We start from the raw sequence: 17,728 nt of genomic DNA on the forward strand, positions 1-17,728 counted from the left end.
ATACTCTAACCATAGATAAGTCGGACGTATCGAGGGGCTCAGTCCAACAAAAAGATTGCGCCTTGGGGTTTGCCCTCATATACTCCTGCATTTTAACTGGCTTCCACGGCGAGGAGGTTGGGTGAAGCCGGATGGACATAATGCGAATCGTTGGGTAAAGGGTAAAATATGGAAACTAATGAATCGGCAAAGTGGCTCAAGAGAATCTTCATTCTACTGTGCTTTCCTGTTGTAATTGGATCAATATTGCTGACCGTAACGATCGTAGAAAACCTTTCGTACATGCTGGATGACAGCCCATCGTTTTTCGACACGACTAAAGTCGTTGCGGCCAACGGAGATCTAAAACCTGGTGACATCATTACGGAAGACCGCGTTGGTGTAATGACAATGCAGAATGATGAACTACCTGCGCACTACATCGCTGCGTCAAGTTTCGTTGCGATACGCGGTCACAAAATCATCGCACCGTTATCCCACAAAGCTCCGCTAAGTTGGTATGCGACAGACGTTCCCAAAACTAATGTCGAGATAACTGCAGAATAGTCTCTACGCCCTTCCGAGTAAGACCTGCGAAGCACATACTGCGAATGCAGAGCATCCCTGCTTCAATCTTTGTCTTGTGTCAACTTCCACGATCGATTGAACCTCCCAGCCTTGTTTTGCCCTTCAAAAATAAATGAACCCCGGCTGAGCGCGGATAGGCACCGATTCATGAAGAGGATATGCAGCACCGGTTCTTGCTCCGGCGGATGAGCGGGACAAACCCCAGATCCCATTGCGTATGCGTGGTTCCATTCCCGGATATCGGATAACGTGTGCCTGCGTCGTCCCGGCAGAGCGCAGCGTATGGCCAAAAAAAAGGCCGCCCTTGCGGACGGCCTCTTCTTCATTCGCGCAGCAGCGAAGCTTAGCGAACCTTGCCTTCGGCATGGCGCTTCTTGACCACTTCTTCGGCGATCGAGAACGGAACGGCCTCGTAGTGCTCGAAGGTCATCGAGAACGATGCGCGACCCTGCGTCAGGGAGCGGATGGTGTTGGAATAGCCGAACATTTCGCTCAGCGGGACCATGCCCTTGACGATCTTCATGCCGCCGCGCTCATCCATCGAGTCGATGCGTCCGCGGCGCTGGCAGATGGTGCCGTTGACCGCGCCCATGAATTCGTCGGGGGTAGTGACTTCGATGGACATCACCGGCTCGAGCAGCTCGGGTTGGCCCTTCATGAAGAGTTCCTTGAAGCCTTGGCGGCCGGCAATCTGGAAGGCGAAGTCGGACGAGTCGACATCATGGTAGGAACCGTCGGTCAGGGTGACCTTCATGTCCACGACCGGATAGCCGGCGAACGGTCCTTTTTCCAGAGCCTGGATGACACCCTTTTCAACGGACGGAATGTATTCGGCCGGAATGCGTCCACCGGTGATGGCGTTGACGAATTCGAAGCCTTCGCCCGGATTGCGCGGCTCCAGGCTCATGACGACATGGCCGTACTGGCCGCGTCCGCCCGACTGCTTGGAGTGCTTGTAGGATCCATCGGAAGGTGCCGTCGCGGTTTCGCGGTAGGCCACTTCCGGACGGCCAACGGCCGCCGCCACGCCGAATTCGCGCTTCAGGCGGTCGACGATGATTTCGAGGTGAAGCTCGCCCATGCCGGCAATGATGGTTTCCGATGTTTCCTGGTCGAAGGAGACGGTGAAGGTCGGATCCTCGTCGGCCAGACGATGCAGGGCTTCGCCCAGCTTTTCGTTGTCGGCGTTGGATTCCGGCTTGATGGAAATCGAGATCACCGGTGCCGGGAAGTCCATGGACTCGAGGAAGATTTCGTTGTCCTTGTCGCAGAGGGTATCGCCGGTCTTGGTTTCGGTCAGTCCGGCCACGGCAACAATGTCGCCGGCCACGGCCACATCAAGGGCTTCCTGGCGGTTGGCGTGCATGCGCAGCAGGCGTCCAACGCGCTGTTTTTTCTGCTGGGAAGAGTTCCAGATGGTGGAACCGGCCGTCATTGTGCCCGAGTAGAGACGCAGGTAGGTCAATTTACCCATGTGCTTGTCGGACATAATCTTGAACGCCAGCGCGGAGAACACTTCGTTGTCGTCGACCTTGCGCTGGTTTTCCGGGTTCTGGGTGCAGATGATCGGCGGGATTTCGTTCGGCGCGGGAAGGATCTTGATGACGCCGTCGAGCACCTGCTGCACGCCCTTGTTCTTGAAGGCGGAGCCGCAGTAAACCGGAACGACCTGGCGGGCGCAGGTGGCCTTGCGGAGAATCTTCCAGATTTCGGCTTCGGAAAGGTCGCCTTCTTCGAAGAATTTTTCGAGCATCTCTTCGTCTTGTTCGGCGCATTTTTCAACCAGGTTGTTGCGCCATTTCTTGGCGGACTCGGCCAGGTCGGCGGGGATTTCGACTTCGTCCCATTCGGCGCCCTGCGATTCTTCCTTGAAGATCAGCGCTTTCATGGTGATGAGGTCGACGATGCCCTTGAAGGAGTCGGATGCCCCGATCGGAATAACCACGGGAACGGCGTTTGCGCCGAGCATGTTGTGGATGCCGTCGACCACCGAGAAGAAGTCGGCGCCGATGCGGTCCATCTTGTTGACGAAGGCGATCTTCGGCACTTCGTAGCGCTCGGACTGGTGCCAAACGGTTTCGGACTGGGGCTGGACGCCGCCCACCGCGCAGTAGAGGGCGATCGCGCCATCGAGTACGCGCAGGGCGCGTTCCACTTCCATCGTGAAGTCCACGTGGCCGGGGGTGTCGATGATCGAGATCATGTGGTTTTTCCACATGCAGGTGGTGGCGGCGGAGGTGATCGTGATCCCGCGTTCCTGTTCCTGGACCATCCAGTCCATGGTGGCGGCGCCGTCATGGACTTCGCCGATTTTATGGGAGCGGCCCGTGTAGTACAGGATGCGTTCGGATACGGTGGTTTTGCCGGCATCGATGTGAGCCATGATGCCGATATTGCGTACATTCTTCAAAGGGACTGTTCTAGCCATTGGTTTTCCTCGTTAAATTAAATCTTTAACCATCTAAAAGCGCGACAATATGCTCCTTGGGTAATCCATCTTCAAGGGTTAATTCGTTAAAAGTTGGCGACTTGCGCGACGGGGCAACCCGGAACCAAACGCCGCGGATCGGAAGAAGCGGGGTTGCGGGCGCGGTTGGGCCATTTGCCACAACGGTAAAGCCTTGGAAAGCCGGCGGGCCGGGGGTTGCGGTATTTCCGGGGATGGCCCGGGCTAGGGATTGGTTGCGCAGGCGATGCGGTCGTGCCCGGCCAGGTCGTGTTTGATCTGGATGTCGGCATACCCCATGTTTTCCAGGCATTTGCGGACGGCGGGCCCTTGGTCGAAGCCGAATTCGAGGAAGATCTGCCCGCCGGGAACCAGTACCGAGCGTGCTTGCAGGGCGAGGTCTTCGATCAGTTCCATGCCGGTCGGGCCGCTATCGAGCGCGGATTGCGGTTCGTGGTTGCGCACGGAGGGGTGCAGCTCGGCCCAATCCCTGGAGGCGATGTAGGGCAGGTTGGCCACCACCACGTCGGCGCTGGCGGGGGCGTGCCCTTCGAGCAACGAACCCTCGATCCAGAGGATCTGGTTGCGAAGGCCATGCTGTTCGGCGTTTTCCTGCGCCAGCTCCAGCGCGGCCGGCGAAATGTCGACCGCCTTGAAGCAGGCGTCGGTGCGTTGCTTGGCCAGCGTAATGACGATGCAGCCCGAACCGATCCCGACATCCACGACCGTGGCCGGCGTCTTGTTGTTCCAAATCTTGGAAGCCAGCACCTCTTCCACCAGCAGTTCGGTTTCGGGGCGCGGGATCAGCGCGCGCGGATCGCATTTGATCTGCAACCCCCAGAAATCGACGTGGCCGACGACGTATTGCAACGGCTCGCCCTGTTCGATGCGCGCGGCGAGCGGCTCGAGCCGGCGGATGATCTGGAACTGTTCGGCGGAGGAGCGCGCTTCGGGTGCCTTGCCCGTGTAGATCTCGAGCGGTTTGCAGTCGAAAACGTGCGCCAGCAGCTCTTCCGCCACGCGCCGCGCGTTGTCCACCCCCGCCGCCGTGAAACGGAACTCGAGCGATTCGATTAGTTGATCTACTTCCATGCTTTTTGATCGAAGGGCGAAGGGCGCGGGTCAAGGGCTTTTGACTGTTCGACCTTCCGGCATTCGAGCCCTATTTATAGTTTTTCGGATCGATGCCGAGGTTTTTGATGCGGTAGTTGATGATGCGCTGGGTGGCCTGCAGGTAGCGGGCGACCGCCGCCGCATTGCCGCGGTGCTTTTTCAGGGCATCGATCAAAAGTTCCCGCTCATAGGCCTCGATCATCTGCTTGAGGCTGGTGCCGTTTTCGGGCAGCAGGCTGGTGTGCGTTTCGTCGCTGGTCTGCAGCGACGGCGGCATGTTGAACCCGTGGATCACGCAGTCCGACGAGGTGAGCACGGCGCGCTCGATGCAGTTTTCGAGTTCGCGCACGTTGCCGGGCCAGTGGTAGGCCATCATCATGTTGATGGCGGAGGTGGAGATGCGTTTCATATCCTTGCCGTACATCCCGCCGTATTTCTGCAGAAAGTGGTCGGCCAGCAACATGATGTCGGATTTGCGCTCGCGCAGCGGCGGCAGCATGATCGGAAAAACGTTGAGGCGGTAGTACAAGTCCTCGCGGAACGTGTCGTTGACCATGCCTTCTTCCAGGTTGCGGCTGGTGGCCGCCACCACGCGCACGTTGACGGTGATGGTTTCGTTGCCGCCGACGCGCTCGAACGATTTTTCCTGCAGGACGCGCAGCAGGCGCACCTGCACGGCCGGGGAGATGTCGCCGATTTCGTCGAGGAAGATGGTGCCGCCGTTGGCCAGCTCGAAGCGGCCCTTGCGCTGTTGCTGGGCCCCGGTGAAGGCGCCCTTCTCGTGGCCGAAGAGTTCGGATTCGATCAGGTTTTCGGGCAACGCCGCGCAGTTGACGCTGACAAAGGCGTTGTTTTTGCGCGGACTGTTGAAGTGGATGGCCCGGGCAACGAGTTCTTTACCCGTTCCCGATTCGCCGCGCACCAGCACGGTGGCGGCACTGCCGGCCACCTGGACGATCTGTTCGTAGACGCTGCGCATCGAGTTGCAGTTGCCCACCATGTTGTCGATGCTGTAGCGCCCGCCCAGCTGGCGGCGCAGCATTTCGTTTTCGGATTCCAGCGCGTTGCGTTCCTCGATCTCTTCGCGGATGGTCGAAACGGCCGAGGCCAGAATCTGCGCCACGTGCTCGAGGAAGAGCAGGTAGCCCTTGAGTTCCTCTTCGGCGGTGGCCGGCAGGTCGATGCTCATGGTGCCGATCACTTCCTTGCGGTGGATGATCGGTACGCAAATAAAGGCGGTTTTCTGGTCGCCGCGCGCCTTGGTCCGGTTCAGAAAGTCGGGCGATTCGCCGATGTCGGGCACAAGCTCGGATTTGCCGGACTGCGCGACCCGCCCCGTGACGCCTTCGCCCAGTTCGTATTGTCCGCGGCGCATTTCGCTGTCGGACAGGCCGCTGGAGGCCTCGATCTTCAAAACGTCGGTGCCCGGTTTGCGCAGGGTCAGGGTGCCGCGGACCACGCCCAATTCGGTGGCCATGATATGCAGCACCTCGTTGAGCAAATCCGAGACGTTGTGCTGCCGCGCGGAAATGGTCTGCGAGATGTTGTAGAGAACGTTAAGTTCTTTTTCGCTTCGATTCATGTTTTGCATCCTCATGCGGCTTGGATGTTTTATCGTCCAAACCTGAATACAAAAATGTATCTAGATGTCCGGCGCCAACACAAGTGTCTTTTGGAAATAAATGTCGGGACGCATCGATTCCCGCGGTTATGGGCTCCTTTGGCGGGGGGCGCGGGAAAAGGGGCAACCCGCCGCCCATTCGTGCGGTATTCGCGCCGTTCAGAAGCTGAACCCCATCTGGCCCGTCGGTGGCTCGCTCCGTTTTTCGGCCGAGCCCAGCAGGGCGATGAGCTGCTCTTCGTTCAAGATGGTGACCCCGAGTTTTTCGGCTTTCGCCAATTTTGAACCGGCGCTCTCGCCCGCCACCAGATAGCTGGTGTTTTTCGAGACGCTGCTGCTCACCTTGCCGCCGCGCGCCTTGATCTGGTCGCCGGCTTCGTCGCGCGTCATCGATTCCAGCGAGCCGGTCAGCACGAAGGTGAGGCCTTCGAGCTCGTGGCTTGCGCCGGTCGCCGCTTGTTCGAAGTTGACGCCCGCCGCCCGGAGTTGGTCGATCACCGCGCGGGTGTCGTCCGATTGGAAATAGTCCACGACCGACTTCCCGACGATCGGGCCGATGTCGTGGATCTCTTCGAGGCGGAGGGTGTCGGCGGCCATGAGCGCGTCGATATTCTTGAATTCGTTGGCGAGGATTGTGGCCGCACCCTTGCCGACATGGCGGATGCCGAGGCCGAACAGCACCTTTTCGAACGGACGCTGCTTGCTCTCCTCGATGCCCTTGATCAGGTTTTCGGCCGACTTTTCGCCCATGCGCTCGAGCCCGAGCACTTCGACCTTTTGAAGCGCGTAGAGTTCGGCCGGATTCTTGACCAGCCCGCCATCGACGAGCTGTTCGACGAGCGATTCGCCGAGCCCGTTGATATCCATGGCGCCGCGCGACGCAAAGTGGGTGAGCCAGTTCTTGACCTGCGCCGGGCACTGCAGGTTGATGCAGCGCAGGGCCACCTCGCCCTCGCGCTTCTCCACCTCGCCGCCACAGACCGGGCAGGCGGCCGGCATGCTGAATTCGGTCTCGGTGCCTTTGCGCTTTTCTTCGACCACCTTGACGACGGCGGGAATGATCTCGCCCGCCTTTTCGATGATGACGCGGTCGCCGATCCGGATGTCCTTGCGGCGGATCTCGTCCTCGTTGTGCAGGGTGGCGCGTTTGACGGTGGTGCCGGCCAGCAGGACGGGTTCGAGCTCGGCGACGGGCGTCAGCACGCCCGTGCGCCCGACCTGGATCGAGATGGCGCGCAGCGTGGTTTCGGCCTGTTCCGGTTCATACTTGTAGGCCACCGCCCAGCGCGGGCTTTTGGCCGTGTAGCCGAGCTCTTCATAAAGCACCCGCTCGTTGACTTTGATGACGGCGCCGTCCATCTCGAACGGAAATTCATGGCGCATGGATTCGAGCGCGTCGAGTTGGTCGAGGACCTCCTCGATCGTCGGGTAGAGCCAATAGTTGGGCGTAATGCGCAAGCCGTAGTTTTTCAGCGACTCCAGCATGAGCGCGTGTGTCTTGAAAGCGATGCCGTCGAGTTGCCCCGTTGCATAGAAAACGGCGTCGAGCGGGCGTTTGGCCACTTCGCGGGAATCGAGCAACTTGAGCGATCCGGCGCAGGCGTTGCGCGGATTGGCGAACGGTTCGAGCCCGGCCTCCTGCCGCGTTTCGTTGAGCTTGGCGAAGCCGGCGGTGTCCATGTAGATTTCGCCGCGCACTTCGAGCACGGCGGGCGGCATCATGTCGGAAAGCCGCAGCGGGATCGAATGGATGGTTCGGATGTTGACCGTCACGTCGTCGCCGGTTGTTCCATCGCCGCGCGTGACGGCGCGAACCAGCTCGCCGTTTTCGTAGCGCAGCGAAATCGCCACGCCGTCGATCTTCGGTTCGAGGACGTAGTCGAAGGTCTCTTCCGGGATCAGCTTGCGGATGCGGCGGTCGAACTCGGCCAGCTCTTCTTTCGAATAGGTGTTCGACAGGCTCATCATCGGCACGGCGTGCCGGACGCTCTCGAAGCCGGCGAGCGGGGCGCCGCCGACGCGCTGGGTGGGGGAGGTGGCGCTGGCGTATTCCGGATGCTGCTTTTCCAGCGCTTCGAGTTCGTGCAGGAGGGCGTCGTAGTCGCGGTCGCCGATCTCGGGCTTGGCGTCGATGTAGTAGAGGCGGTTGTGCCGCTCGATTTCCGAGCGCAGTGCCTCGATCCGTTGTTTGGGGTCGGCTTGTTGAGTCATGGCGTGGAAGGTACCGATTTCGGCAAATCGGGTCAATTCGGACGAACGGAATGTATGCGCAGGCGGCTTCCGGGCAACGCCGCGCGGGCTAACGCGTTTCCGGCGGAACGAGCGGCAGGGTGGCGGTGAAGGTGCAGCCGTGGTCGGGATTGTTTTCGACGGTCAGCGTGCCGCCGTGCGCCACCACGATGCTTCGGGCGAAGCTGAGCCCCAGGCCGTTGCCCTGCGATGAACGGCTTTGCTCGCCGCGATAGAAGCGCTCGAAGATCCGTTCGGTTTCCGCCGGGTCGATCCCGGGCCCGGCATCGGATATCGAGAACCGGACCGACTGCTTGTCCGCGGTGGCGGCGAGAACGATTTCTCCGCCTTCCGGGGTATATTTGATGGCGTTGTCGAGCAGGTTGGCGACCACGCGCTGGATCCGGGTTTGATCGCCCGGAAGCGTGAGCGGGGCCGGCTCGATCCGGACGTCCAGGCGGATATTCTTTTGTTCCGCGACCGGCTGGAAGAGCTCGGCCGCATCGCTGAGTAGGGCATACAGGTCGATCGGGTTGCGCCGGATCTCCAGCAGGCCCGATTCGGCCTGCGCAATTTCGAGGGTGATGTTGATGATGCCGGTCAGGCGGTCGCACTCTTCGAGGATCGTGCTGCCCATTTCGCGGTAGGGCTCGATCTCCTGCGGGCCCATCAGCGTGGTTTCGGCCGCCCCGCGCATCCGGGTGATCGGGCTGCGCAGATCGTGGGCGACGTTGTCGGAGACTTCCTTGATTTCGAGGATCAGCGATTGGATCCGCGCCAGCATGCCGTTGAACGCATCGACCAGATCATCGATTTCGCGTCCTTTTTTCTCCAGGGGAAGGGTTTGGTCGAGGGCGTCTTTGCGGGTGAAGGAGACGGCGCGGGTGACCGCTTTCACCCCGGCCATGGCGCGCTGGGCCACCACCCAGCTGAACAGCGTGCTGACCCCCAGAAACAGGACCGATCCGATGATCAGGAAGCGTTGGATCTTCTGCCGCGATCTGTTTTCGGACTGGAGGTTGATGCCGAATTGCAACAGGTGGCCGTCGGCGGTTTTCAGGGTGGCCATGCGGGCGTTGAAGGGGCTGGCCGCGGGATAGAGCATCTGGAAGGCGGGTTGGAGCGGCACCGTGGGCACCGCCACGGCCCGCAGTTCCGCATCCAACCCTTCCCAGCCGGCGATGTTCGAGGTGAGGCGCGGTTCGCGATTCGGCGAGAGCAGGCGGCAAAAGAGTTTTTGTGCACCGTAGGCTTCGGCCTCCTGGCGGAACTCTTTGGCCAAACCTTCGATCCCGTCCGTTTCGTAAATGGCGTTGAATTCGTCGATTTCCGCGGACAGGTACTGGTCCATGCGCTTCACGGCATTGCTGTTCATGACGGCGGTCACCGCCAGGAGCATGACCAGGCAGAACAGCGTGTAGAACAGGGCATACCACAGGGTAAGGCGCGATGCGACGGTATGGGTGGAGCGCGGCGGGTTATTCGAGGACATAGCCCATTCCCCGGACGGTGCGGATCAGTTTCGCTTCCGTGCCCCGATCGATTTTTTCGCGCAGGCGGCAGATCCGCGTTTCCACGACGTTGGTCTGGGGGTCGAAATTATAGTCCCAGACGTGTTCCATGATCATGGTTTTCGAGACCACCCGGCCGGTATTGCGCATCAGGTATTCGAGCAGGGAAAATTCCTTGGGCTGCAGCTCGATCTCGCGGTCCGCCCGGAATGCTTTTTTCCGGACGAGATCCATGCGCAGGTCCGCCACGGTCAGCGAGGTGGGGTCGGTCTGGGCCGAGGCCCGGCGCAACAGGGCCTGGATGCGGGCCAGCAGTTCGGAAAAGGCGAAGGGTTTCATGAGATAGTCGTCGGCGCCGACCTGGAGCCCCTTGATGCGGTCCTCGACGGACGAGCGGGCGCTGAGCACGATGACCGGGATGGGGTTCTGCTGTTTCCGCAGGCATTCGATCACGGAGAGGCCGTCCCGTTTGGGAAGCATGATGTCCACGACCGCCGCATCGAACGGAAACTCGCTTGCGAGATGCAGCCCGATCTCGCCATCGGCGGCATGGTCCACCGCAAAGCCTTCCTGTCCGAGTCCCTTGATAATGAACGCGGCGGTCTTCGGGTCGTCTTCGATCAGCAGGATTCTCATGGTTGTTCTTCGGGGCGTTCGGGGCCGTTTCCTAATTGGACGAATGAAAGGTGCTGGGATTGTTTTCTGATGGACGCGGTGCTGTCAAGGATCTCTATGCCGAACGATTGGCCCAGCCCGTCGAGTTCCCGCGTGTGGACGACGGCGAAAACGGGTTTCCCGCTGCGGGTAAGCAGCTTTTCGAGTTCGGCGGTTTCGGTCAGGGTCGGGATGGGCGCGTCGTGATAGAAGGCCAGCACCTCCTTGTCCATGTTCCATTGGACGAGCCGGTCGCCGGGGGCGAGCGCCGAACGGATGCGCACGGCCAGCGCCTGCTCCGCGGCCCGGCGGGCATGCAAAGGCAGCAGGGCGTTGCCGCCCGCGACCGCGACGGCGCAGAGCACCAGCAAAACCACCAACTGCCGCACGAGCGGGGTGGGCGTCCATTCGCCAGCGTTCAGCCCGCGCCGGACGAGCAGGTACAGCAACCCTCCCGCGCCCGCCGTCAGGATGAACGCGACGATGCGCCCTTGGTAGAGCAGGGTGCCGGCGCAGGCGAGAACCGCCGCACCGGTGATGCCCCGCAGGGCCATCCACCATTTGCGCGGGAGCGCCGCGAGCGGCGGCGGCAGCAGCAGGGCGCGTGCAAGCGCGAGTGCCGGAAGCGGAAGGATCGGCAACAGGTAGTGGCTGCGGTAGTGCCCGCCCAAGGTAAAGACGACCAGCCAGGTGGCGCCAACCACCAGCAGCAGGCGCGCGGAAGGGCCGAGCGCCTTCCGCTTTTTCCATAGCCGGCGGGCCACGAAGGGCATCGCCAAACTCGCCGGCAGCATGCAGAGGGGCAGCGCCCAGAGATAGTAGGCACTCAGCAGTTCGTCCCACTGCGCCAGGTTGCGAAGCAGCGAGCCCGACATCTGGCTCTCTTCGATGGCGATGCCCATCGACTCCAGCCGGCGGTTCAACAGGATCCACCACGGCAGGACGATCGCGCAATAGAGCAGCAGGCCGCCGATCGGATGCAAAATGCGCGCAACGCGGCGGCGGTCCGGGCCCGTCAGCAGAAAAATCAGGAAGCCGGCGAGGAAGACGGCGGGCACCTGCGGCCCCTTGGCCAGCGTGGCCAGCGCGGCCGCCAGCCATCCGGCCAGCCCGTACGCGCACTGGCTGCGGCTTCCGTCCGCCGCCCGCCAGGCATCCAGCCACGCAAACAGAAGCAACGCGCAGCAAGCGGCATAGAGCATGTCCGGCCGCGAGTTGTGCGCCATTTCGACCAGCTGTTCCGAGCTCGCAAGGATCAGCGCCGCAAGAAAGCCCGTCGTCCGGCCATAGAGGCGGGTTCCGGCGCGGTAGGTCGCCAGCCCCAAGGCCAGCGCGGCCAGCAGCGAAACCAGCCGGCCGTGCCAGATTTGAACGTCCGCATGGAACGGATCGAGCTGGGCGACCAGCGTCGTGGCCCAGTAGTTCAGCGGCGGTTTGTTCAGCCGCGGCTCGCCGTTGAACCGCGGCAGGATCCAGTCGCCGGAAACCTGCATTTCCTGCGCGGTTTCGAGGACGAAGACGCCGTGCCGTTCAAGCGGGATCGAAACAATGCCGACCATGCCCACCAGCCAGAGCGCGATCAGGATCAGCGGAGCCGTGCGGCCGAGCGACGGGGAGCTCATCGTGCTTCCGTGCGGTTGGGTGAAAAAACGCGGCGGGCATACCAGCGCATGGCATAGCAGTCGGCGATCCCGCGCCAGAGGCGGTTGCCGATGCCGTATTTGGAAAGCCCGGCCAGCCGCGGGCTGTGGGCAATCGGCACCTCGACCACGTTGAGTCCCTGCAGTTTGAAGATCGTGGTGATGAAGCGGTGCAGGCCGTTGAAGGGGGGCAATTCCATCGTGGCTTCGCGGCGCATCAGCCGCATGCCGCACCCGGCGTCCTGCACCGGGACGCCGGTGATCCAGTCGCGGAAGGCATTGGCGAGCTTGGAGGAGATCCGTTTGATGGCCGGGTCGTTGCGGCGGCGCCGCACCCCGCAGACCGCATCCGTTCCGGGGGTCATCTGTTCCAGCAAGCGGGGGATTTCGGTTGGCGGGTTCTGCATGTCGGCATCGAGCGTCGCGATCAGCCGGCCGCGGGCGGCGTGGAAGCCCGACACCACCGCCGCGCTCTGCCCGCTGTTGATGCGGTGGTGGATCCCCCGCACTTCCGGAAAGCCGGCGCACAGCTGCACGATCACCTCTTTGGAGCGGTCGGTGCTCGCGTCGTTCACCAGAATGATCTCAAAGCGCGGTTCGAGCGGCCGCAGGGTGCCGGTCAGCGCCTCGACGAGCGCCGGCAGGCAGTCCGCCTCGTTGTAGGCCGGCACGATGACCGATAGGTTTATGTCGTGGCCGGGGTCGCGCATTTTTTCTTCCTGAGGATGAGGTGGATGTTTCGCAGATAGATGAATACGCCCGCACTTTGGCCGAGTATGAAGACCGGATCCTTCCGGTGAATGGCGTATACCAGCAACAGCAGCGAACCGCTCAGGCTGAAAAACCAAAACAGTTCGGGCACAACGCTTTCGCCCGCGCGTTCGCTGGCGATCCATTGGATCACAAACCGCGCGGTAAACAAGATTTGGGCAAACAAGCCCGCGATCAACCAGCCATCCATCTTAAAATCTCCGTAAAGTAAATATGGCGCAAAGGATAGCGGGCCGAAGGTTGCCGTGCGGTGTTGCGAAGATTGCCATTTGGCAATCTTTGCCCGTTTGCGCGCGACGGGCGCGCGTTCGTTGCACCCCCTTTTTCCTTGCCATTTTTTGTGGAAAACAGGGGCTTGCCCTTGCATGATGCGCCCTCGTTTTTATTAAAGAAACCTAGGGAGAAACCGATGGATACGACTTTTCTGGATCACGCCGAACTCGCGGGCCTGAAGGCCAATTGGGGAACGATCGCCGCCGACCGGCAGGAGTTGGTTGCCGCGCTGGTGGCCGAAGGCCAAGCCGCGCTCTTCGCGGATTGGGACGCGCCGGGCACCAACGACGCCGCCAAGGCCGCCTTTCTCGACTCGCTGGCCAAGATCAACGGCAACTATCCGGGCGGACTCGTCGGCTACATCCACAACGCCCGCAAGCTGCTGGCCGAATCCAAGGAAGGCGCCAATCCGTTCGAAGGCCTGACGCCGGAGCAGCCGGAGAAGGTCGACCTGACGTCGTTCTCGGCCGACTTCGAGAAATACGAAGCCGTCGGCGCGGCACGGTTCGACCAGGTCGGCGTGGTGCTGGTTGCGGGCGGGCTGGGCGAGCGCCTCGGCTATAACGGCATCAAGCTCGACATCGCGGTCGAGGTGCTCGAATGCACCTCCTATCTGAAGCACTACGCCGACAACCTGATCGCCATGCAGGCGCGCTCGGCGTCGAAGCGTCCGGTTCCGTTCGTGATCATGGTTTCGCAGGATACCGGGCCGAAGACGATCGAGTCGCTCGAAGCCAACCACTATTTCGGTCTGCGGAAGGAGCAGGTGTTCATTCTCCAGCAGGAGCTGGTTCCGGCGATCGCCGACAACGACGGCGCCTTGGCGCTGAATGCGAAATATGAGCTGATCCTCAAGCCGCACGGCCACGGCGACATCCACATGCTGCTGCACACCAGCGGCGTTGCCGCCCAGCTGAAGGACGCGGGCATCGAATATCTGATGTTTATCCAGGACACCAACGGCCCCAGCTTCAATACGCTGCCCGCCGCCGTCGGCGTCTCCGTGGAAAACGGCTACGACTTCAACTCGCTGGCGATCCGCCGCAAACCCGGCGAAGCCGTCGGCGGGCTCTCCAAGCTGGTCGGCAACGGCAAGGAATTCACGCTGAACGTCGAATACAACCAGCTCGATCCGCTGCTGCGCGCCACCATCAATCCCGCGGGCGACGTGGCCGACGAAACCGGATTCTCCCCGTTCCCCGGCAACTGCAACACGCTGCTGATCAAGCTCGATACCTACGTCCGGATTCTCGAGGCCTCCCGCGGGATCATCGCGGAGTTCGTCAACCCGAAATATACCGACGACACCAAGAGCGCGTTCAAGAAACCCACCCGCCTCGAAACCATGATGCAGGATCTGCCCAAGCTCTTCGGCGAATCCGAAAAGGTCGGCGTCACCATCTTCGACCGCATGTGGAGCTTCTCGCCCAATAAAAACAATGTGGCCGACGCCGCCGCGAAAATCGCGGCCGGCGGACCGGCCGACGCCAGCGCCACCGCCGAGAACGATTTCTATGCCGCCGGGCGCGCGCGCCTCGAAGTGGCCGGCATGCAGGTGGAAACCGCCGAAGAAAAACGTATCCTCGGCGTTCCGTTCACGCTCGGCCCGAAGGTGATCCTGCGGCCGTCGTTCGCGATGACCCTCGCCGAAGGCCGCGCCAAGGTGACCGGCGGCGCCATCCGCGGCGAAGCGACGCTGATCCTCGACGGCGCGGACATCGCGCTCGAAAACGTCGAACTCGCCGGCAAAACCGGACTCGTCGTGAAAGCCTGCGCCGGCGCGAAGGTGACGGTGAAGGGCCGCTTCGAGAACGCGGGCTTCGAGCTGGTTGAACTCGGCGCCGACGCCGACGTCCCCGAATACCTCAAGATCCGCGGCTACCGGTTCGAAAACCGCGGTGCCGCAATCTACGAATTCACCGAACCCGGCGAATACACCATCGAAGCGTAAGCTTCATCATAACTGATAGAGGAAGGCACCGTTTTGCGGTGCCTTTTTCAGTTTGCTGTCCTTTCTTGCAGTGGTGGGTTCGTCGAATCTGCATGGGGATGATTACGAAAGGTGCTGTCATGATTGCTAGAGCCATGCTGTTAATCTTGGTGTTCGCTGTTTCCGCCCGGGGCGCGGAGTTTAGTTTTGAGACGAATGATAATCATACGGTAAGCGTTAGTTGTTATGCGGGGGAAGGCAAAGTTGCGGAGATACCGGAGTCATATCATGGTTTGCCGGTAACCGGCATTTATGGATGCACCTTCGCAACGTTTGATGATTTGGAAAAGGTGATCATTCCGGCAAGCGTTACCAACATCGACGCCTTTTGTTTGTTCTATTGCAGTCCGAAGCTTTCGTCGATTCAGGTGGATTCAGCCAATCCATCCTATTGCAGCGAGGACGGGCTCCTTTTTAATAAGGATAAAACCGTTTTGGTTTCGGTTCCCGAGGGCGTAAGGGGGCAGATCACCCTCCCTAAAGGCATGGTTGAAATATGGGGAGGCGCTTTTGAGGATTGCCACGGGTTGAATTGCCTATGGGTTGAAAAGGGGAACCCCATCTTTTCGTCTAACGACGGTGTGTTGTTTCGCGGCACAACCAATCTGGTCTGCTTTCCGCCGGGGCATGCGAATCGCGACTATGTCGTGCCGGACGGCGTCAGAGAGATTGAGGAATCCGCATTTGGCAGTTGCACGAACTTGAACTCGGTGACGTTTCCCGTGGGTTTTGAATTGTTATCACACCGATTGTTCGTTGGGAGTGAACAACTCGACGCGCTCTATTTTAAAGGAAACGCGCCGAAGGTACGCGGTAGTTTAAGGCATCGCAGAGGTGTGACGGTCTACTATGATCCGGAAACATCCGGGTGGGGCCCGGAGTTCGCGGGACTACCTACTGCTCCATGGCCACAGGATAAGAAATAATGCCCTGTTTCGGTGCCTCATTGCTATCGTGGTGTTTCTTAGAAACGCACGCGGCTCAGAGAGCCGCCTCGACGATTTGGAACCCTTCATTCCGGGTCAATTCCGAGTAGAGCGCCGAGAGGCGCTCGGTCACCGGCCCGCAGGTTTCGTTGTGGTAGCGCGTGTCGTCGATCTTGGTGACGGGCGCGAGCTCGCCCATGGTTCCGGTGCAGAACACCTCGTCGGCCGCGAGCACTTCCGCCAGCGGAAGGTCGCGCACGTCGAAGGGCACGTTGTTTTTCGCGCAGATGTCGAGCACGGTCTGCCGCGTGATGCCCTCCGGGCACGCTTCGGTGGTGGAGGTTAAAACGGTGCCGTCTTTTACGATGAAGACATGCGTCGCGTTGGTTTCCGCCAAGTTGCCGGCGAGGTCGAGCATGAGCGCGTCGTCGAACCCGCGTTCGTTGGCTTCGAGCTTGGCGAGGATCGAGGTGAGCTGGTTGCAGCTGTGGATGTGCTGGTCGAGCACGTTTTTCGGCGGGCGGCGCAGGGACGAAACCGTGAGGGTGACGCCGGATTTGTCGTAGACGGGCGGTTTGTGTTCAGCGAGGATGATGAGCGTGCAGCCGGCGGTGTTGATCCGCGGATCGAGCCCGCTGGTATATTTCAGGCCGCGCGACATCGTGAGCCGGATGTGCACGTTGTCGAACATCCCGTTGGCTTCGAGCGTCCGGCGAAGCTGGTGGATGATTTCCTCGTTCGTCGGCACGCCTTGGTAGCGCAGGGCCGCGGCGGAACGATTGAGGCGGTCGAGGTGTTCCTCCAGTTTAAAGATCTTTCCCTGGTAGAGGCGCAACCCTTCCCAGACGCCGTCGCCGTTCTGGACGGTGGAGTCGAACGGGCTGACGCCCGCTTCGTCGCGGTGGACCAGTTTCCCGCCGATGTTGACGATGAGGTCGCGGTTTTTCTCGTAGAATTTCTGTAGCATCGCACTTCCTGTTGTTCGTGGTTTATCGATAGTTGTCCGACTGCAGCTTGTCGAGGTAGTCGTTGGGGTTGATGCGGTCGGGCAGGGCGTAGCCCGGAGCGTCGGACGACATCACCCGGCCAAGCTTCTCGCGTTTCAGCCAGAACTGCGGTTGCTGTTCGGCCAGCGCAATGTTTTTGATGTGCTTGGAAATCCGCCAGAAGTTGGAGAGGTAGTCGTTGAAGAGCATCCCGGCGAGCGGGGTGGTCTCCTTCTCTTCCAGCCGGTGGTAGTGGGCGTTGCGCACCCGGATGGCGGTTTCCTGGTAGCGCTCCCTCAGGTCGAGGATCTGCTTGGCCACTTCCTGGAAGTTCGCGGTTTCCGGATCGAGCGACTCAATCACCTTGGCAATGAGTTGCTCGACCGCGCGATGGACGGAGAGCCAATCCTCGATCATCTCGGGGCTGAAGCGCGCGGCGGTTTTCGCGCGTTGCCGCATGGCGATGTCCGCGAGGTTGTCGATGTGGTCGCCGACGCGCTCGACATCGGACATGCAGCGGTCGATGTGCCCGATGAGGATGGATTGCCGCTTGGAGAGGTATTGGCCGGTCAGGCGGGCAAGGTAGTTGCGCATGGCGACCTTGATGGCGTTCACGCTCTGTTCGTTGATGGAAATCCGTTTGGCGCGTTTGGGGTCGTGCTGGATAAACTCTTCCGCCGCCAGATGGTGGCTGTGCGCGCAGATGCGCGCGGTGCGCTGCAGCTCGCGCAGGCAGGCGTAGATGGCCTGTTCGGGGCGGCTGAGCAGGGCGTCGTCCAGAAAGCTCGGTTCGGGTTGTTTCTCCTTGGCGGGCACGAGCCGGGTGGCGATTTTCCCCAGCAACGGGGCCAGCGGAAGCATCAGCAGGGCGCTGATGGTCATCTTGATGGTGCCCGCGTTGGCCGCCTGCCGGATGAGGTCGGCGGAGGTGTGCGGCGCATACCGGTAGAATAGCGGGGCCGCGGCCAGGGCCAGCGTGGTGCTGATCAAATTGAACACCA

At 61.1% G+C, this 17,728-nt stretch carries 14 protein-coding genes; 3 read left to right on the top strand and 11 right to left on the bottom strand.

Annotation, left to right across the window (positions count from 1 at the left end; all coding sequences use genetic code 11):
• Positions 1-168: 168 nt before the first annotated feature.
• Positions 169-546, top strand: coding sequence for a hypothetical protein (locus tag ABYO54_RS03550; RefSeq protein ID WP_372806863.1), 378 nt, complete (start codon positions 169-171; stop codon positions 544-546).
• 364 nt (positions 547-910) lie between these two features.
• Here ABYO54_RS03550 and fusA read toward each other — a convergent pair whose 3' ends face one another.
• The 9 genes from fusA to ABYO54_RS03595 all read right to left on the bottom strand — a co-directional run bounded on the left by fusA (position 911) and on the right by ABYO54_RS03595 (position 12,742).
• Positions 911-2,995: an elongation factor G gene (gene fusA / locus ABYO54_RS03555; RefSeq protein WP_372806864.1), complete on the bottom strand. Its 2,085-nt coding sequence runs from the start codon at positions 2,993-2,995 to the stop codon at positions 911-913.
• 243 nt (positions 2,996-3,238) lie between these two features.
• Positions 3,239-4,105, bottom strand: a complete 867-nt coding sequence (gene prmC / locus ABYO54_RS03560; RefSeq protein ID WP_372806865.1) for a peptide chain release factor N(5)-glutamine methyltransferase — start codon at positions 4,103-4,105, stop codon at positions 3,239-3,241.
• Between the two features lie 70 nt (positions 4,106-4,175).
• On the bottom strand, positions 4,176-5,708 hold the full coding sequence (locus ABYO54_RS03565) for a sigma 54-interacting transcriptional regulator (RefSeq protein ID WP_372806866.1): 1,533 nt from the start codon (positions 5,706-5,708) through the stop codon (positions 4,176-4,178).
• A gap of 198 nt (positions 5,709-5,906) precedes the next feature.
• Complete coding sequence (ligA, locus tag ABYO54_RS03570) at positions 5,907-7,958, bottom strand: NAD-dependent DNA ligase LigA (RefSeq protein ID WP_372806867.1); 2,052 nt, start codon at positions 7,956-7,958, stop codon at positions 5,907-5,909.
• 88 nt (positions 7,959-8,046) lie between these two features.
• Positions 8,047-9,468: a sensor histidine kinase gene (locus ABYO54_RS03575; RefSeq protein ID WP_372806868.1), complete on the bottom strand. Its 1,422-nt coding sequence runs from the start codon at positions 9,466-9,468 to the stop codon at positions 8,047-8,049.
• Positions 9,455-10,123, bottom strand: a complete 669-nt coding sequence (locus ABYO54_RS03580; RefSeq protein ID WP_372806869.1) for a winged helix-turn-helix domain-containing protein — start codon at positions 10,121-10,123, stop codon at positions 9,455-9,457. Before ABYO54_RS03580 ends, ABYO54_RS03575 begins: the two co-directional genes overlap by 14 nt.
• Positions 10,120-11,763, bottom strand: a complete 1,644-nt coding sequence (locus ABYO54_RS03585; protein WP_372806870.1) for an ArnT family glycosyltransferase — start codon at positions 11,761-11,763, stop codon at positions 10,120-10,122. Before ABYO54_RS03585 ends, ABYO54_RS03580 begins: the two co-directional genes overlap by 4 nt.
• Complete coding sequence (locus ABYO54_RS03590; RefSeq protein WP_372806871.1) at positions 11,760-12,491, bottom strand: glycosyltransferase family 2 protein; 732 nt, start codon at positions 12,489-12,491, stop codon at positions 11,760-11,762. Before ABYO54_RS03590 ends, ABYO54_RS03585 begins: the two co-directional genes overlap by 4 nt.
• Complete coding sequence (locus ABYO54_RS03595) at positions 12,467-12,742, bottom strand: lipid-A-disaccharide synthase N-terminal domain-containing protein (RefSeq protein ID WP_372806872.1); 276 nt, start codon at positions 12,740-12,742, stop codon at positions 12,467-12,469. The genes ABYO54_RS03590 and ABYO54_RS03595 overlap by 25 nt, the downstream gene beginning before the upstream one ends.
• A gap of 219 nt (positions 12,743-12,961) precedes the next feature.
• Here ABYO54_RS03595 and ABYO54_RS03600 point away from each other — a divergent pair, with 219 nt between their 5' ends.
• Positions 12,962-14,776 carry a UTP--glucose-1-phosphate uridylyltransferase gene (locus ABYO54_RS03600; protein ID WP_372806873.1) on the top strand — a complete coding sequence of 605 codons (1,815 nt, stop codon included), beginning with the start codon at positions 12,962-12,964 and terminating at the stop codon, positions 14,774-14,776.
• A gap of 119 nt (positions 14,777-14,895) precedes the next feature.
• Positions 14,896-15,741, top strand: a complete 846-nt coding sequence (locus ABYO54_RS03605; protein WP_372806874.1) for a leucine-rich repeat protein — start codon at positions 14,896-14,898, stop codon at positions 15,739-15,741.
• 55 nt (positions 15,742-15,796) lie between these two features.
• Here the strand turns inward: ABYO54_RS03605 and ABYO54_RS03610 are convergent, their stop codons facing one another.
• Together ABYO54_RS03610 and ABYO54_RS03615 are read right to left on the bottom strand one after the other, a co-directional pair.
• Entirely contained in the window at positions 15,797-16,708 is a 912-nt protein-coding gene (locus ABYO54_RS03610; protein ID WP_372806875.1) for an aminotransferase class IV, read from the bottom strand.
• 22 nt (positions 16,709-16,730) lie between these two features.
• Positions 16,731-17,728, bottom strand: a 998-nt coding sequence (locus ABYO54_RS03615) for a PhoU domain-containing protein (RefSeq protein ID WP_372806876.1), incomplete at its 5' end; no start/stop codon positions are given.

It is taken from the genome of Pontiella sp., from assembly GCF_041622395.1.
Taxonomy (GTDB): Bacteria; Verrucomicrobiota; Kiritimatiellia; order Kiritimatiellales; family Pontiellaceae; genus Pontiella.

What these genes read in the sequence shown, in the direction of transcription:
- ABYO54_RS03575 (WP_372806868.1), bottom strand. Translation starts at nt 9,468, where the DNA reads ATGTCCTCGAATAACCCGCCGCGCTCCACCCATACCGTCGCATCGCGC.
- ABYO54_RS03610 (WP_372806875.1), bottom strand. Translation starts at nt 16,708, where the DNA reads ATGCTACAGAAATTCTACGAGAAAAACCGCGACCTCATCGTCAACATC.
- ABYO54_RS03605 (WP_372806874.1), top strand. Translation starts at nt 14,896, where the DNA reads ATGATTGCTAGAGCCATGCTGTTAATCTTGGTGTTCGCTGTTTCCGCC.
- ABYO54_RS03580 (WP_372806869.1), bottom strand. Translation starts at nt 10,123, where the DNA reads ATGAGAATCCTGCTGATCGAAGACGACCCGAAGACCGCCGCGTTCATT.
- fusA (WP_372806864.1), bottom strand. Translation starts at nt 2,995, where the DNA reads ATGGCTAGAACAGTCCCTTTGAAGAATGTACGCAATATCGGCATCATG.
- ABYO54_RS03590 (WP_372806871.1), bottom strand. Translation starts at nt 12,491, where the DNA reads ATGCGCGACCCCGGCCACGACATAAACCTATCGGTCATCGTGCCGGCC.
- ABYO54_RS03565 (WP_372806866.1), bottom strand. Translation starts at nt 5,708, where the DNA reads ATGAATCGAAGCGAAAAAGAACTTAACGTTCTCTACAACATCTCGCAG.
- ABYO54_RS03600 (WP_372806873.1), top strand. Translation starts at nt 12,962, where the DNA reads ATGGATACGACTTTTCTGGATCACGCCGAACTCGCGGGCCTGAAGGCC.
- ABYO54_RS03585 (WP_372806870.1), bottom strand. Translation starts at nt 11,763, where the DNA reads ATGAGCTCCCCGTCGCTCGGCCGCACGGCTCCGCTGATCCTGATCGCG.
- ABYO54_RS03595 (WP_372806872.1), bottom strand. Translation starts at nt 12,742, where the DNA reads ATGGATGGCTGGTTGATCGCGGGCTTGTTTGCCCAAATCTTGTTTACC.
- prmC (WP_372806865.1), bottom strand. Translation starts at nt 4,105, where the DNA reads ATGGAAGTAGATCAACTAATCGAATCGCTCGAGTTCCGTTTCACGGCG.
- ligA (WP_372806867.1), bottom strand. Translation starts at nt 7,958, where the DNA reads ATGACTCAACAAGCCGACCCCAAACAACGGATCGAGGCACTGCGCTCG.
- ABYO54_RS03550 (WP_372806863.1), top strand. Translation starts at nt 169, where the DNA reads ATGGAAACTAATGAATCGGCAAAGTGGCTCAAGAGAATCTTCATTCTA.